Annotated in this window: 2 protein-coding genes; both read left to right on the top strand. The window is 76.3% G+C overall.

What is annotated here, in order from left to right:
- Positions 1 to 12,769: type I polyketide synthase (locus ACIQOV_RS04430; protein ID WP_401044777.1), on the top strand; the 12,769-nt coding region annotated here is incomplete at its 5' end.
- 37 nt (positions 12,770 to 12,806) lie between these two features.
- A partial coding sequence (locus ACIQOV_RS04435; protein WP_401044779.1) for a type I polyketide synthase occupies positions 12,807 to 15,798 on the top strand: 2,992 nt, incomplete at its 3' end.

Genomic DNA, 15,798 nt, shown 5'->3' on the forward strand with positions numbered 1-15,798 from the left:
GGAGGGTGTGCGGGCGCGGCTGATCGAGGTCGACTACGCGTCGCACTCCGCGCATGTGGAGGAGGTCCGCGAGCGGCTGCTCGCCGACCTGGACGGGATCACCCCTCTCGCGGGTTCTGTGCCGTTCTTCTCGACGGTGACGGGCGGCTGGCTGGACACGAAGTCCCTGGACACCGAGTACTGGTACCGCAACCTGCGGGAGACCGTCGAGTTCGAGCAGGCCACGGCGGCGCTGCTGGGGGAGGGCTTCCGATTCTTCGTCGAGTCCAGCCCGCACCCCGTGCTCACCTTCGGCGTCCAGCAGACCGCCGACGCGGCCGACACCGCCGGCTCCGCGCAGGGCCCCGCCGTGGTCGTGGGCACGCTGCGGCGCGGCGAGAGCGGCCTCGACCGCTTCCTGACGTCCCTGGGAGAGGCCCACGTGGGCGGCCTGCTGCCCGACTGGGACCGGGTGTTCGCCGGACACCGTCCGGGCGGCGTCTCCCTGCCCACCTACCCCTTCCAGCGTCGCCCGTACTGGCTGGAGGACACCGGCCCCGCGGCGGGCGGTCCGTCCGGAACGTCCGCGGCGGGCGACGACTTCTGGGAGGCCCTGGGCGGAGGCGACCTGGACCGGTTCACCACCGCCCTCGGGGTGGCGCCCGAGGACCCGCTGAACGTGGTGCTCCCCGCGCTCGCCGGCTGGCGCACCGAGCGCACCGAGCGTTCGGTGGTCGACTCCTGGCGCTACCGCGTGACCTGGCGGGCCCTGCCCGAGGGTCTCCCGGTCGCCCTGGACGGCAACTGGCTCGTGCTGTCGTCGGACGGCCAGTCCGAGGACGGGACACGCCGGTCGGAGGCGACCGCCCACGCCATGGAGCAGGCCGGGGCCTCGGTGGTCCACCTACGGATCACCGAGGCGGCGGCCGACCGCGCCGTGCTGGCCGACCGAGTGCGCGCGTCCCTCGACGCGCTGCCCGGCCCGGTGACGGGAGTGCTGTCGCTGCTGGGCCTCGACGAGCGCCCGCACTCGGCGCACCCCTCCGTCCCGCTGGGCACCGCGCTCAACCTGGCCCTGCTGCAGGCCCTCGGAGACGCCGGGATCGACGCGCCCCTGTGGTGGGCGACCCGCGGGGCGGTGTCGGTCGGGGGTACGGACACCGGGAGCGCGGTCAGCGCCGCGCAGAACCTGCTCTGGGGCCTGGGCCGGGTCGCCGCGCTGGAGTTCCCGCAGCGCTGGGGCGGTCTGGTCGACCTCCCTGAGGTCCTGGACCCGGACACCGCCGGGCGGCTGTGCCGGGTGCTGGCCGGCCAGGCCGGGGACGAGGACCAGGTGGCCGTCCGGGCCACCGGCTGCCACGGCCGGCGGCTGGTCCGGTCCGCTCTGGGCGACACCGCGCCGCGGCGGAGCTGGCGGCCCGGGGGCACGGTGCTGATCACCGGCGGCACCGGCGGGATCGGCGCGCAGATCGCGCGCTGGCTGGCCCGGCGGGGAGCCGGGCACCTGGTGCTGGTCAGCCGGCGCGGCGCGGATGCGCCGGGTGCGTCGGAGCTCTCCGAGGAACTGGCCGCCCTCGGCACCCGGGTCACCCTGACCGCGTGCGACGTCGCCGACCTGGAGGCCCTGCGCGAGCTCAAGGACGGCCTCGAACAGGACGGCCACCGGATCAGCACCGTCTTCCACGCCGCAGGGGCCGGGCTGCTGGTGCCACTGCCCGACACCGACGCGGACGAGTTCGCCGACACCCTCCACGCCAAGGTCGGCGGGGCCAGGAACCTGGACCTGCTCTTCGACCGGGACACGCTCGACGCGTTCGTGCTGTTCTCCTCCATCTCCGGGGTGTGGGGCAGCGCCGTCCACGGCGCCTACGCCGCCGCCAACGCCTACCTCGACGGCCTCGCCGAGGACCGCAGGAGCCGCGGCCTCGCCGCGACCTCCGTGGTGTGGGGCATCTGGAGCCCCGAGGGCGGGGCCGGCGGGATGGCGGCCGAGCTGGCGGAGGAGACCCTGCGCGGCCACGGCGTGCTCTTCATGCCGCCCGCGGTCGCGATCACCGGGCTCCAGCAGGTCCTGGACCACGACGAGACGGTGGTCGTGGTCGCCGACATCGACTGGGACCGCTTCGCGACGGTCTTCACCTCGGCGCGCCCCAGCCCGCTGATCGGGGAACTCCCCGAGGTGCGCAGCGCGCTGGCCGCCGGACCGGAGACCGGCGGGACCGGGGTCCAGGGAACGCCCTCGGCGCTGCGCGACCGGCTGGCGCCGCTCCCGGCGGCCGAGCGGACCCGGGTACTGGTCGACCTGGTCCGGACCCAGGCGGCCGCCGTCCTCGGCCACGACTCGCCGGACGCGGTCGCCCCCGGCCGCGCCTTCCGCGACCTGGGCTTCGACTCCCTGACCGCCGTGGACATGCGCAACCGACTCAACGCCGCCACCGGCCTGCGGCTCCCGGTCACCGTCGTCTTCGACTACTCGTCGGCGACCGCGCTCGCCGGACGCCTGGAGACCGGACTGCTGGGTGCCGCCGAGGAGCCCGCCACCGTCCGGCAGCCCCCGACGGCGCCACCCGCCGCCGACGACGACCCCATCGTGATCGTCGCCATGAGCTGCCGCTACCCCGGCGGCGTCCGCACCCCCGAGGACCTGTGGCGCCTGGTCGCGGACGGGCACGACGCCGTCTCCGGGCTGCCGTCCGACCGGGGCTGGGACCTCGACACGCTGTACGACGCGGACCCCGACCGGCCCGGCCGGAGCTACGCCGCCGCGGGCGGATTCGTCAGGGACGCGGACCGCTTCGACCCCGGGTTCTTCGGGATCTCCCCGCGCGAGGCCCTCGCCATGGACCCGCAGCAGCGACTGCTGCTCGAAACCTCCTGGGAGGCGATCGAGCGCGCCGGCATCGACCCGTCCACCCTGCGCGGCACCCCGACCGGCGTCTTCGCCGGCGCCTCCTACCAGGGCTACGGCGGCACCCTGCGCGACATCCCCGAGGAACTGGAGGGCCTGTTCATCGCGGGCATCTCCACCAGCGTCCTGTCCGGGCGGGTCGCCTACCAGCTCGGCCTCCAGGGGCCCGCCGTGACCGTGGACACGGCCTGCTCCTCGTCACTGGTGGCGGTCCACCTCGCCGCGCAGTCGCTGCGCTCGGGCGAGTGCACGCTGGCCCTGGCGGGCGGCGCCACGGTGATGGGCACCCCGCTGTCGTTCACCGGCTTCAGCCGGCAGCGCGGGCTCGCCGAGGACGGGCGCTGCAAGTCCTTCGCCGCCTCGGCGGACGGCTTCGGCATGGCCGAGGGCGTGGGCCTGCTGCTCCTGGAACGTCTCTCGGACGCCCGCCGCAACGGCCACCCGGTACTCGCGGTGCTGCGCGGCTCGGCGATCAACCAGGACGGCGCGAGCAACGGACTGACCGCGCCCAGTGGCCTGGCCCAGCAGCGGGTGATCCGCGACGCGCTGGCGAACGCCCGGCTGTCGGCCGCCGACGTGGACGCCGTCGAGGCGCACGGCACCGGCACCCGGCTGGGCGACCCGATCGAGGCCGACGCGCTCCTGGCCGTCTACGGCCAGGACCGGCCGGCCGACCGGCCGGTGTGGCTCGGGTCGCTGAAGTCGAACATCGGGCACACCCAGGCCGCCGCCGGCGTCGGCGGCATCATCAAGATGGTGCTGGCCATGGGGCACGGCGAACTGCCGCGCACCCTGCACATCGACCGGCCGACCCCGAACGTCGACTGGACGGCGGGCGCCGTCGCCCTGCTGACCGAGGCCACCCCCTGGCCCGAGACCGGCCGGCCGCGCCGGGCCGGAGTGTCCTCGTTCGGCCTGAGCGGCACCAACGCCCACGTCGTCATCGAACAGCCGCCCGCCGGGCCCGCACCCGCCCTGCCCGCCGGGCCCGCACCCGCCGCCGTCCCGTGGGTCCTGTCCGGGCGGACCGCCGAGGCGGTGAAGGCCCAGGCGGAGCGGCTGCACGCGTACCTGACGGAGCGGCCGGAGCTGCCGTCCGCCGACGTCGGCTACTCGCTGGCCACCACCAGGACCGCCTTCGAGCACCGCGCGGCCGTCGTCGGCGGCGATCGGGCGACCCTGCTGGTCGGCCTGGCCGCGCTGGCCGCCGGAGAGCGCGCACTCGGCCTGGTCCAAGGCATCGTCGCCCGGTCGGCCAGGACCGTCTTCGTCTTCCCCGGCCAGGGAACCCAGTGGGCCGGCATGGCCCGGGAACTGCTCGACCACGCCCCGGCCTTCGCCGACCGGATCGCGGCCTGCGAACGCGCCCTCGCCCCGCACCTGGAGTGGTCGCTGCTCGCGGTCCTGCGCGACGCGCCCGACGCGCCCCCGCTCGACCGGGTGGACGTGGTGCAGCCGGTGCTGTGGGCGGTGATGGTGTCGCTGGCCGAGCTGTGGCGGGCGCACGGGATCGTCCCCGACGCCGTGGTCGGCCACTCCCAGGGCGAGATCGCCGCCGCCTGCGTGGCCGGCGCGCTCTCGCTGGACGACGCGGCCCGGATCGTCGCCCTGCGCAGCCGGGCCCTGCTCGCCCTGACCGGACGCGGCGGCATGCTGTTCGTGCCGCAGCCGGTCGAAGCCGTGCGCGAGGCACTGTCCGCCCACGACGGGGCACTCGACGTCGCCGCTGTCAACGGGCCGACGTCGGTGACGGTCTCCGGCGACCCGGCTGCACTGGAACGGCTGCGCGAGCAGTACGCCGAGGCGGGCGTCATGGCCTGGCCGGTCCCCGGCGTGGACTTCGCCGGACACTCGCCCCAGGTGGAGGAGCTCCGCGAGGAACTGCTCGCCCTGCTCGGCGGCATCGCGCCGCGGACCTCCGCCGTCCCGTTCTACTCGACGGTCAGCGGCGGGCCCGTGGACACCCTGGACCTGAACGCCGCGTACTGGTACGAGAACCTGCGCCGGCCGGTGGAGTTCGGCCGGGCGCTCGACGCGCTCGTCGCCGACGGGCACCACACCTTCGTCGAGTGCAGCACCCACCCCGCGCTGACCGTCTGGATCCAGGAGGCCGTCGAGGCGGCCGGGGTCGGCGACGGGGCCGTCGTCGGTACCCTGCGCCGCACCGAGGGCGGCCCCGGCCGCTTCCTCGCCGCGCTCACCGAGGTCCAGGTCCGCGGACTGCCGGTGGACTGGGACGCGGTGTTCGCCGGAACCGGCGCGCGCAAGCGGCCCCTGCCCACGTACGCCTTCCAGCAGCAGCGCTACTGGCTGGACGCCACCCCCGGCGGGCCCGCCGACGCCGCGGCCGGCACGGCCGCCGCGACCGGCGCCGGCCCGGCCGACTCCGGCTTCTGGGCGGCGGTCGACCGCGCGGACCTGGACGCCCTCGCCACCACCCTGCGGGTCGAGGACGGAGAGCTGCGGGCCTCCCTCGCCTCCCTGGTGCCCACCCTCGCCGAGTGGGCGCGCGGCCGCGCCGACGACCGGACCGCCGACAGCTGGCGCTACCGGGTCGCCTGGAAGCCCCTGCCTGCACCCGAGCGGCCCCGGCTCACCGGCAGCTGGCTCCTCGTCGCCCCGGCCGTCGCCGCCGACGACCCGGCCGTCGCGTTCGCCGCGGACGCCCTGCGCGGACACGGCGCCACCCCCGTCCTGGTCGAGGCCGGCCACGACGCGACCGACCGGACGCGGTTCGCCGCACTGCTCCGCGACGCCCACGACCGCGCCGACGGGCCGCCCGCCGGAATCCTGTCGCTGCTCGCCCTGGCCGAGGAACCGCACGGCGACGGATCGGCGCTCCCCCTCGGCCTCACCCTGACCGTCGCGCTCCTCCAGGCCCTGGGCGACCTCGGCACCGACGCCCCGCTCTGGAGCGCCACCCGGGGCGCGGTGTCGGTCGGCCGCTCCGACCGGATCGACAGCACCCTCCAAGCCCTGGCCTGGGGCCTCGGCGGGGTCGCCGGCGTCGAGTACCCGCAGCGCTGGGCAGGTCTGGTCGACCTGCCGCGACGGCTCGACGACCGGGCCGCGACCCGGCTCGCCGAAGCCCTGACCAACCCCGACAGCGAGGACCAGCTGGCGGTGCGCGCCACCGGCGTCTACGGCCGCAGGGTCGTCCACGCCGGACTCGGCGACACCGCCCCCGCACGCGACTGGACACCCGAGGGCACCGTCCTGATCACCGGCGGCACCGGCGGCCTCGGCGCCCAGATCGCCCGCAGGCTCGCCCGCACCGGCACCGCGCACCTGCTGCTCACCAGTCGGCGCGGCGCACAGGCCCCGGGAGCCGACGCCCTGCTCGCCGAACTGCGCGGACTCGGCGCCGACGCCACCGCGGTGGCCTGCGACGTCGCCGACCGCGACGCACTGGCGGAACTGCTCGCCGGCATTCCGGCCGAGCGCCCGCTGCGCGCGGTCCTGCACACCGCGGGCGTCCTCGACGACGGGGTGATCGATTCCATCACCCCCGAACGCGCGGCCGGCGTCCTGCGCCCCAAGCTCGACGGCGCACGCAACCTCGACGCGCTCACCCGGGGACTCGACCTGACCGCCTTCGTGCTGTTCTCCTCGCTCGCCGGCACACTCGGCGGCACCGGCCAGGGCAGCTACGCCGCCGCCAACGCCTACCTCGACGCCCTGGCCCGGCAGCGCCGCGACCTCGGACTGCCCGGCACCTCGGTGGCCTGGGGCCTGTGGGGCGGCGAGAGCCTCGCCTCCGGAGCGGTCGCCGAACGGCTGATCCGTGACGGCCTGCCCGCCATGGACCCCGCCGTGGCCACCATCGCGCTGCACCAGGCCCTCGACCACGACGACACGGCCGTCCTCGTCGCCGACTTCGCCTGGGACCGCTTCACCCGGGCGTTCACCGCGCTCCGGCCCAGCGCCGCCCTCGGGGACCTGCCCGAGGTGCGGGAAGCGCTCGCCGCCGCGGCCGGGTCCCGGGGCAGCGCCGACGGCGCCGAGCCGCCGGCCCTGCGGCTCGCCGCACTGCCCCCGGCGGAACGCGACCGGGCCCTGCTGGACCTGGTCCGCCGCGAGGTCGCCGCCGTGCTCGGCCACCCCGGGCCCGAGGCGGTGGGACCCGACCAGGCGTTCAAGGACATCGGCTTCGACTCGCTGACCGCCGTCGAACTGCGCAACCGGCTCGCCGCGGCCAGCGGCCTGCGCCTGTCGGTGACTCTGGCCTTCGACTACCCCACGGCCACCACCCTGGCCGGACACCTGCGCGCCGAACTGCCGGGGGCGCCCGTCACCGAGGCACCCGGCGCCCCCGGGCAGCCGCCCGCGGCCGCTGCGGTGCCCGAGGACGAGGCGATCGCCGTGGTCGCCATGAGCTGCCGCTACCCCGGCGGCGTCAGCACCCCCGAGGAGCTGTGGGAGCTCGTCGCGGGCGGACGGGACGCGATCACCGGCTTCCCCACCGGACGGGGCTGGGACCTGGACGGCCTCTACGACCCGGACCCGGACCGGGCCGGCAGCACCTACGCGCGGGAAGGCGGGTTCCTGCACGACGCCGACCGCTTCGACCCGGCCTTCTTCGGGATCTCCCCGCGCGAGGCGCTGACCATCGACCCCCAGCAGCGGCTGCTGCTCGAACTCTCCTGGGAGGCGTTCGAGCGGGCCGGCATCGACCCGCTCTCCCTCAAGGGCAGCGCGAGCGGCGTCTTCGTCGGCTGCAGCCACCACGACTACGGGTCGCGCGTCACCGAGCCCTCCGAGGAGTTCGAGGGCTACCTCGGCATCGGCAGCGCGGGCAGTGTGGCGTCCGGGCGGATCTCCTACAGCCTCGGCCTCGAAGGGCCCGCGGTGACCGTCGACACGGCGTGCTCCTCGTCGCTGGTCGCGGTCCACCTCGCGGCCCGGTCGCTACGGGCCGGCGAATGCTCGCTGGCGCTGGCCGGCGGCGTGACCGTGATGTCGACCCCGGGCGCGTTCGTGGAGTTCAGCCGGCAGCGGGTGCTGGCTGAGGACGGCCGCTGCAAGCCGTTCGCCGCCGCCGCCGACGGCACCTCCTGGGCCGAGGGGGCCGGACTGCTCGTCCTGGAACGCCTCTCGGACGCCCGGCGCAACGGCCACCCGGTGCTCGCCCTGGTCCGCGGCTCGGCCGTCAACCAGGACGGCGCCAGCAACGGTCTGACCGCCCCCAACGGTCCCTCCCAGCAGCGGGTCATCCGGGCGGCCCTCGCCGACGCCGGACTGACCGCCGCCGAGGTCGACGCGGTGGAGGCGCACGGCACCGGGACCACCCTCGGCGACCCGATCGAGGCCCAGGCGCTGCTGGCCACGTACGGCCGGGAACGCGGCGAGCGGGAGCCGCTGTGGCTGGGGTCGCTGAAGTCGAACATCGGACACAGCCAGGCCGCCGCCGGAGTCGCCGGCATCATCAAGATGGTGCAGGCCATGCGGCACGGGACACTGCCGCGCACCCTGCACGTCGACACGCCGACCCCGCACGTCGACTGGTCGGCCGGCGCCGTCCGGCTGCTCACCGACGACACCCCGTGGCCGGAGACCGGCCGCCCCCGGCGGGCCGCGGTGTCCTCCTTCGGGGTCAGCGGCACCAACGCCCACACCATCCTCGAACAGCCCACCGAACCGGCCCCGGCGCCCACCGCCGTCCCTGCCGCGCCCGGCGCGCCCGCCGCGCCCGCCCTGCCCTGGCTGATCTCCGCCCGCGGCGCGGACGCGCTGCGCGAGCAGGCGGCCCGGCTGCTCCGGCACGTGGAGCAGGCCCCGGCGCTCGCCGTCGCGGACCTGGGGCGCTCCCTTGCGCTGCACCGCAGCGCCTTCGAACACCGGGCCGCCCTCACCGGCACGGACCGGCAGGCCCTGCTCCAGGGGCTCGCCGCCCTCGCCGCCGGCGAGCCGTCGGCGGACCTGGTGCGCGGGATCACCGGCCCGGCCGCGAAGACCGCCTTCCTGTTCCCCGGCCAGGGCAGCCAGCGCACCGGCATGGGCGCCGGACTGTACGCACGGTTCCCGGTCTTCGCCGACGCCTTCGACGCGGTCTGCGCGGAACTCGATCCGCTGCTCGACCGCCCGCTGCGGGAGGTGATCGACGCGGCCCCCGGCGACCCCGGCCACGGCCTGCTGGACCGGACCGAGTACGCCCAGCCCGCCCTGTTCGCACTCGGCGTCGCCCTGTTCCGCCTCGTCGAGCACTGGGGCGTGCGCCCCGACCGGCTGCTCGGCCACTCCGTGGGAGAGCTGGCCGCCGCCCACGTCGCCGGGGTGTTCACCCTGCCCGACGCCGCGGCGCTGGTGGTCGCGCGGGGACGGCTGATGCAGGCCCTCCCGGCGGGCGGCGCGATGGTCTCCCTCGCCGCCGGGGAGGAGGAGGTGCTGCCGCTGCTCGCGGGCCGTGAGGGCGAGGTCGGCCTCGCCGCGGTCAACGGCCCGGCCTCGACCGTGGTCTCCGGCGACGCGGCGGCGGTGGACGAGATCGCCGCCGTGCTCGCCGCGCGCGGCCGCAAGACCCGGCGGCTGCGGGTCTCCCACGCCTTCCACTCGCCCCTCATGGAGCCGATGCTCGCCGAGTTCCGCGAGGTCGTGGCCCGGATCGTCCCGGGGGAGGCCGCCGTCCCGGTGATCTCCGACCTGACGGGCGAGCCGGCCACCGCCGAGCAGCTCGGCTCGCCGGACTACTGGGTGGAGCACGTGCGCGGCACCGTCCGCTTCCAGGACGGCGTACGCCACCTGGAACGCGACGGCGTCACCGCGTTCCTCGAACTCGGACCCGACGGCGCGCTCACCGCCATGGGCCAGGACTGCCTGACCGGCGCCACCGGCAGCCCGGTGCTGGTGCCCCTGCTGCGCAAGGACCGGCCCGAAGCACCCGCGGCGACGGCCGCCCTGGCCCGGCTGCACGTCACGGGCGTCCCCGTGGACTGGGACGCCGTCCACTCCGGCGGCCCGGCCGGCTCCGCCGTCGACCTGCCGACCTACGCCTTCCAGCGCGGCAGCTACTGGCTGCAGGCCGGCCCGGCCGCGGCCGGACTTCCCGCAGCCGGACTTCAGGCGGTCGACCACCCGCTGCTCGGCGCCGGAACGGAACTCGCGGACTCCGACGGCTTCCTCTTCACCGGCAGGTTCTCGGTCCGCAGCCACCCCTGGCTGGCCGACCACGGCGTCTACGAGGGGGTGCTGTTCCCCGCCACCGCGTTCCTGGAACTCGCGGTCCGCGCGGGCGACCAGGTCGGCTGCGACCAGGTCGAGGAACTGACCCTGGAGGCGCCGCTGGTGCTCCCGGCGGGCGGAGCCGTCGCTCTCCAGATCACCGTCGGAAGCCCGGACGCCGCCGGCACCCGTCCGCTGAGCGTCCACGCCCGGGCCGCCGACGACGGCTCCGACGCCCCCTGGACCCGGCACGCGAGCGGCCTGCTCGGCTCCACCGGAGCCGCGGACCCGGCCGACCCGGCCGACCCGGCGGACCCCGAGGCCTGGCCGCCGCCCGGAGCCGTCCCCCTCGACACGGAGGGCCTGTACGACCGCTTCGCGGGCGGCGGGTTCGCCTACGGCCCCGCGTTCCAGGGCCTGCGCGCGGCCTGGCGGCTCGGCGACGAGGTGTACGCCCTCGCGAGCCTGCCCGAGGAGCAGCGGCCGGACGCCGCCGCGTTCGGCCTGCACCCGGCCCTGCTGGACGCCGCCCTGCACTCACTGGTGTTCGACGTCCTGGAGGGGCCCGCGCAGGGCTGGCTGCCGTTCTCCTGGAACGGGGTGCGCCTGCACGCCTCCGGGGCCGCCGAACTCCGGCTGCGGCTGACCCCGACCGGCCGCGACGCCGTCGCCGTACAGGTGACCGACACCACCGGGCGGCCGGTGCTCTCGGCCCGCTCCCTGGTCCTGCGGCCCGTCTCGCGCGACCGCTTCACGGCCACCCGCGCCGGACACCACGAGGAACTGTTCCGCCCCGAGTGGCAGGCCCTGCCCGAGCGCGCCGCGACGGCGGCCGGCACCGCCTCCGACCCGGAGTCCTGGACCGTGCTCGGCACCGGGACGCTCCCCGGCCGCACGGTCACCGACCTCGCCGCGCTGTCCGCACTGCTCGACGCGGGCGCCCCGCCGCCCCGCCTGGTGCTGGCCGCCTGCCCGCCCGCGCCGCCCGGCACCCTCCGCGACGCGGTCCACGACGGACTCGGCACGGTCCTCGCCTTGCTGCGCGACTGGCTGGCCGAGGAGCGGCTGGCCGGGGCCAAGCTGGTCCTGGTCACCTCGGGCGCCGTCCCGGTGACCGGCGACGACGTCCCGGACCCGGCCCCGGCCGCGCTCTGGGGCCTGGTCCGCTCGGCGCAGACCGAGAACCCCGACCGCTTCGTCCTGCTGGACCTGGACACCCACGAGAACCCGCCCGCGCTGCTCGCCGAGGCCCTCGCGTCCGGGGAACCCCAGCTCGCGATCCGGGCCGGAGCCGTCCACGTCGCCCGGCTGGCCCGGGTACCGCTGGCCGTCACCGGGCGCACCCCCGGCTGGGGCGGCGACGGAACCGTCCTGATCACCGGCGGCACCGGCGCCATCGGCGCCCACGTCGCCCGCCACCTCGCCGCCGAACACGGCGTCCGGCAGCTGCTGCTGACCAGCCGCAGCGGCCCCGCCGCCGACGGCGCGGCGGAACTCCTCGCCGAACTCGCCGCCCTGGGCGCACACGCCGAGATCGTCGCCTGCGACGCCGCCGACCGCGACGCCCTCGCGGCCCTGCTGGCCGCCCTGCCCCCCACGCACCCGCTGACCGGGGTGGTGCACGCCGCGGGCGTGCTGGCCGACGGCGTCGTCGCCACCATGACGCCCGCGCAACTGGACCACGTCCTGCGCCCCAAGGTGGACGCGGCGATCAACCTGCACGAACTCACCGCCGGCCTGGAGCTGTCCGAGTTCGTCCTGTTCTCGTCCATCGCCGGGATCTTCGGTGGCATGGGCCAGGGCAACTACGCCGCCGCCAACGCCTTCCTCGACGCCCTGGCCCACCGGCGCCGCGCCGACGGGCTGCCCGGCCGCTCCCTCGCCTGGGGCCTGTGGGCCAACAGCACCGGGATGACCGGCGGGCTCACCGAGGCCGACCTGCGACGGATCGCCCGGGGCGGGATCGTCGCCTTCGACCCGGCCCAGGGACTGGCGCTCTTCGACACGGCCGGCACCCTCGACGAGCCGGTCGTCCTCCCACTGCGGCTCGACACCGCGGCCGTCCGCGCCCAGGCCGCCACCGGCGGCGTCCCCGCCCTGCTGCGCGGCCTGGTGCGCCCCGCCGCCCGGCGCGGCGCCGCGGGCCCCGCGGCCGGCACCGGCCCCGACGGGGCCGAGGCCCTGAAGCAGCGCCTCGGCTCCCTCAACGAGACCCAGCGCGGCCGGGTCCTGCTCGACCTGGTCCGCTCGCACGCCGCCCTGGTGCTCGGCCACAGCGGCCCGGCCGCGGTCGAGCCCGGACGCGGCCTGCTGGAGGTCGGCTTCGACTCGCTGACCGCGGTGGAACTGCGCAACCGGCTGCGCGCCGCAACCGGCCACCCGCTGCCGGCCACCCTGCTCTTCGACCACCCCACCCCGGCCGCGATCGCCGCGCACCTCGTCGCCGAACTGCTCCCCGACGCCGGACCCGGCCCGCTCCCCGGCCTGGCCGAACCGGACCGCCTGGCAGGCGCCCTCGACGGCCTCCCCGACGACCCGGCGGACCGCGACCGGCTGGCCGGGCGGCTCCGGGAGCTCCTGCGCCGCCTCGACGACCCGGCGGCCACCCCGGCCGACGGCGACGGCACGGCGGCCGGAGCGGCCGCCTCCATCGAGGACCGGATGGACGGCGCCAGCGACGACGAACTCTTCGACCTCATCGACAACGAACTCGGCCGGTCATGACAACGACCCGACTCGCGAACCAGGACGGCGGCCCCCGATGGTGAACGACGACAAGCTGAGGGACTACCTCAAGCGCGTGACGGCGGACCTGCACCACACCCGCCGGCGCCTGACCGAGGCCGAGGAAGCGGGCCGCGAACCGATCGCGGTCGTAGCGATGAGCTGCCGCTACCCCGGCGGCGTACGGTCCCCCGAGGACCTGTGGCGCCTGGTCACCGACGGCACCGATGCCATCACCGGCTTCCCCCGCGACCGGGGCTGGGACCTGGACCACCTGGACGATCCGGAACAACTGCGCGAGGGCACCAGCCACACCGCCCTGGGCGGATTCCTCGACGACGTCGGGCACTTCGACCCCGGATTCTTCGGGATCTCCCCGCGCGAAGCGCTCGCGATGGACCCACAGCAGCGGCTCCTCCTGGAGACCACCTGGGAGGCGTTCGAACGGGCCGGTATCGACCCCGCGACCCTGCGGGGCAGCAGGACCGGCGTCTTCGCCGGGGTGATGTACCAGGACTACGCGGTACGGCTGCGCCACGTCCCCGACGACGTGGCCGGCTACGTCGGCAGCGGCAGCTCCGACAGCGTCGCCTCGGGCCGCGTCGCCTACACCTTCGGTCTGGAGGGCCCGGCGGTCAGCATCGACACCGCCTGCTCCTCCTCGCTGGTCGCCATCCACCTCGCCGCCCAAGCCCTGCGGGCCGGCGACTGCACCCTGGCCCTGGCCGGGGGCGCGATGGTCATGTCGACACCCGTTCCGTTCGTGGAGATGAGCCGCCAGGGCGGCCTGGCCCGGGACGGCCGCTGCAAGTCCTTCGCCGCCGCCGCCGACGGTACCGGCTGGGGCGAGGGCGTCGGCATGCTCCTGCTGGAGCGCCTCTCGGACGCCCGGCGCAACGGCCACCCGGTCCTCGCCCTGATCCGCGGCACCGCCGTCAACCAGGACGGCGCCAGCAGCAGGCTCACCGCCCCCAACGGCCCCGCCCAGCAACGCGTCATCCGCCACGCCCTGGCCAACGCCGGACTCACCCCCGCCGACGTGGACGTCGTCGAGGCGCACGGCACCGGCACCCCGCTGGGCGACCCGATCGAGGCCCAGGCCCTGCTGGCCACCTACGGGCAGGACCGCGCGGACGGGCAGCCGCTGCTGCTCGGCTCGCTGAAGTCCAACATCGGGCACACCCAGGCGGCGGCCGGCGTCGGCGGCGTCATCAAGACCGTCCTCGCCATGCGGCACGGTACCGTCCCGCCCACCCTGCACGCGCAGGACCCGTCCCCGCAGATCGACTGGACCGCGGGCGCGGTACGCCTGGTCACCGCGAACACGCCCTGGCCCGAGACCGGACGGCCGCGCCGGGCCGCGGTGTCCTCCTTCGGCGTCAGCGGCACCAACGGACACGTCGTCCTGGAACAGGCGGACGAACCCGTCCTGGAACAGGCCCACGAACCCGCCGCCCCCGCCGTCCTCCCCTGGGTGCTCTCCGGACGCACCGCCGAAGCGCTGCGCGCCCAGGCCGCACGGCTCCGCGACCACCTCGACGCCCACCCCGGACCCGGCCCCGCCGAGGTCGGCCACGCCCTCGCGACGACCCGCGCCGCGCACGAGCACCGGGCGGTCCTGATCGGCGCCCACCCCGACGAGTTCCGGGCCGGCCTCGACGCCCTGGTGGCCGACCGCACCGCCCCCGGCCTGGTCCTCGGCACCGCCGGAACCGGCGGCGAAGTCGCCCTGGTGTTCCCCGGACAGGGATCCCAATGGGCCGGCATGGCCGTCGAACTCCTCGACTCCGCCCCCGCCTTCGCCGCCCGCATCGCGGACTGCGAGCGTGCCCTGACCCCCTTCGTCGACTGGTCCCTGGAAGCCGTCCTGCGCGGCGCCCCCGGCACCCCGCCGGCCGAACGCGTCGACGTGGTGCAGCCGGTGCTGTGGGCCGTCATGGTCTCCCTGGCCGAACTGTGGCGCTCCCACGGCATCACCCCCGGCGCGGTCATCGGCCACTCCCAGGGCGAGATCGCCGCCGCCGTGGTGGCGGGAGCGCTGAGCCTGGAGGACGGGGCGAAGGTCGTCTCCCTGCGCAGCCGCGCCATCCGCGCCCTGTCCGGCCGCGGCGGCATGGCCTCGGTGGCCCTGCCCGCCGAACAGGTCTCCGAACACCTCGCACCCTGGGACGGCCGGCTCTCCGTCGCCGCCGTCAACGGACCCGCCTCCACCGTGGTCTCCGGCGACACCGACGCGCTCGACGCGTTCCTCGACCGGACGACGGCCCTGGACATCCGCAGCCGGCGCATCCCCGTCGACTACGCCTCGCACAGCGCCCACGTCGAGGACATCCGCACCGAAGTGCTCGCCCGGCTCGACGGACTGACCCCCCGCCCGTCCGCCGTCCCCTTCTACTCCACCCTCAGCGGCGGCCTGCTGGAGGACACCACCGCCCTGGACGCCGACTACTGGTACCGCAACCTCCGCGGGACCGTCCGCTTCGAACAGGCGACCCGCGCCCTGCTCGCCGACGGCTACCAGGTCCTCCTGGAAAGCAGCCCGCACCCCGTCCTCACCGTCGGTGTCCTGGAGACCGCCGAGGACGCGGGCGCCGACGCCACCGCTGTGGGCACCCTGCGCCGCGACGACGGCGGCCCGCGCCGGTTCACCGAGTCCCTGGCCGAACTCCACCTGCGCGGAGTCTCCCCGGACTGGGACACCGTCTTCGCCGACCGCCGCCCCGGACGGGTGGAACTGCCCACCTACGCCTTCCAACGCGACCCGTACTGGCTGGAGGACGGCGCCGCGCCCGTCGGCGACGTCGCCTCCGCCGGGCTGACCCCCGCGGACCATCCGCTGCTGGGCGCCGTCGTGGTCCTCGCGGACAGCGACGGCCTGCTCCTCACCGGCCGCCTGTCGGCCCGCACCCACCCGTGGCTCGCCGACCACGCCGTCGGCGGCCGGGCACTGCTCCCGGGCACCGCCTTCCTGGAACTCGCGCTCCAGGCCGGAGCCCGCGTCGGCTGCCCCCGGGTCGAGGAATTCACCC

This window comes from Kitasatospora sp. NPDC091257 (genome assembly GCF_044757675.1).
Lineage (GTDB): Bacteria > Actinomycetota > Actinomycetes > Streptomycetales > Streptomycetaceae > Kitasatospora > Kitasatospora lactacystinica.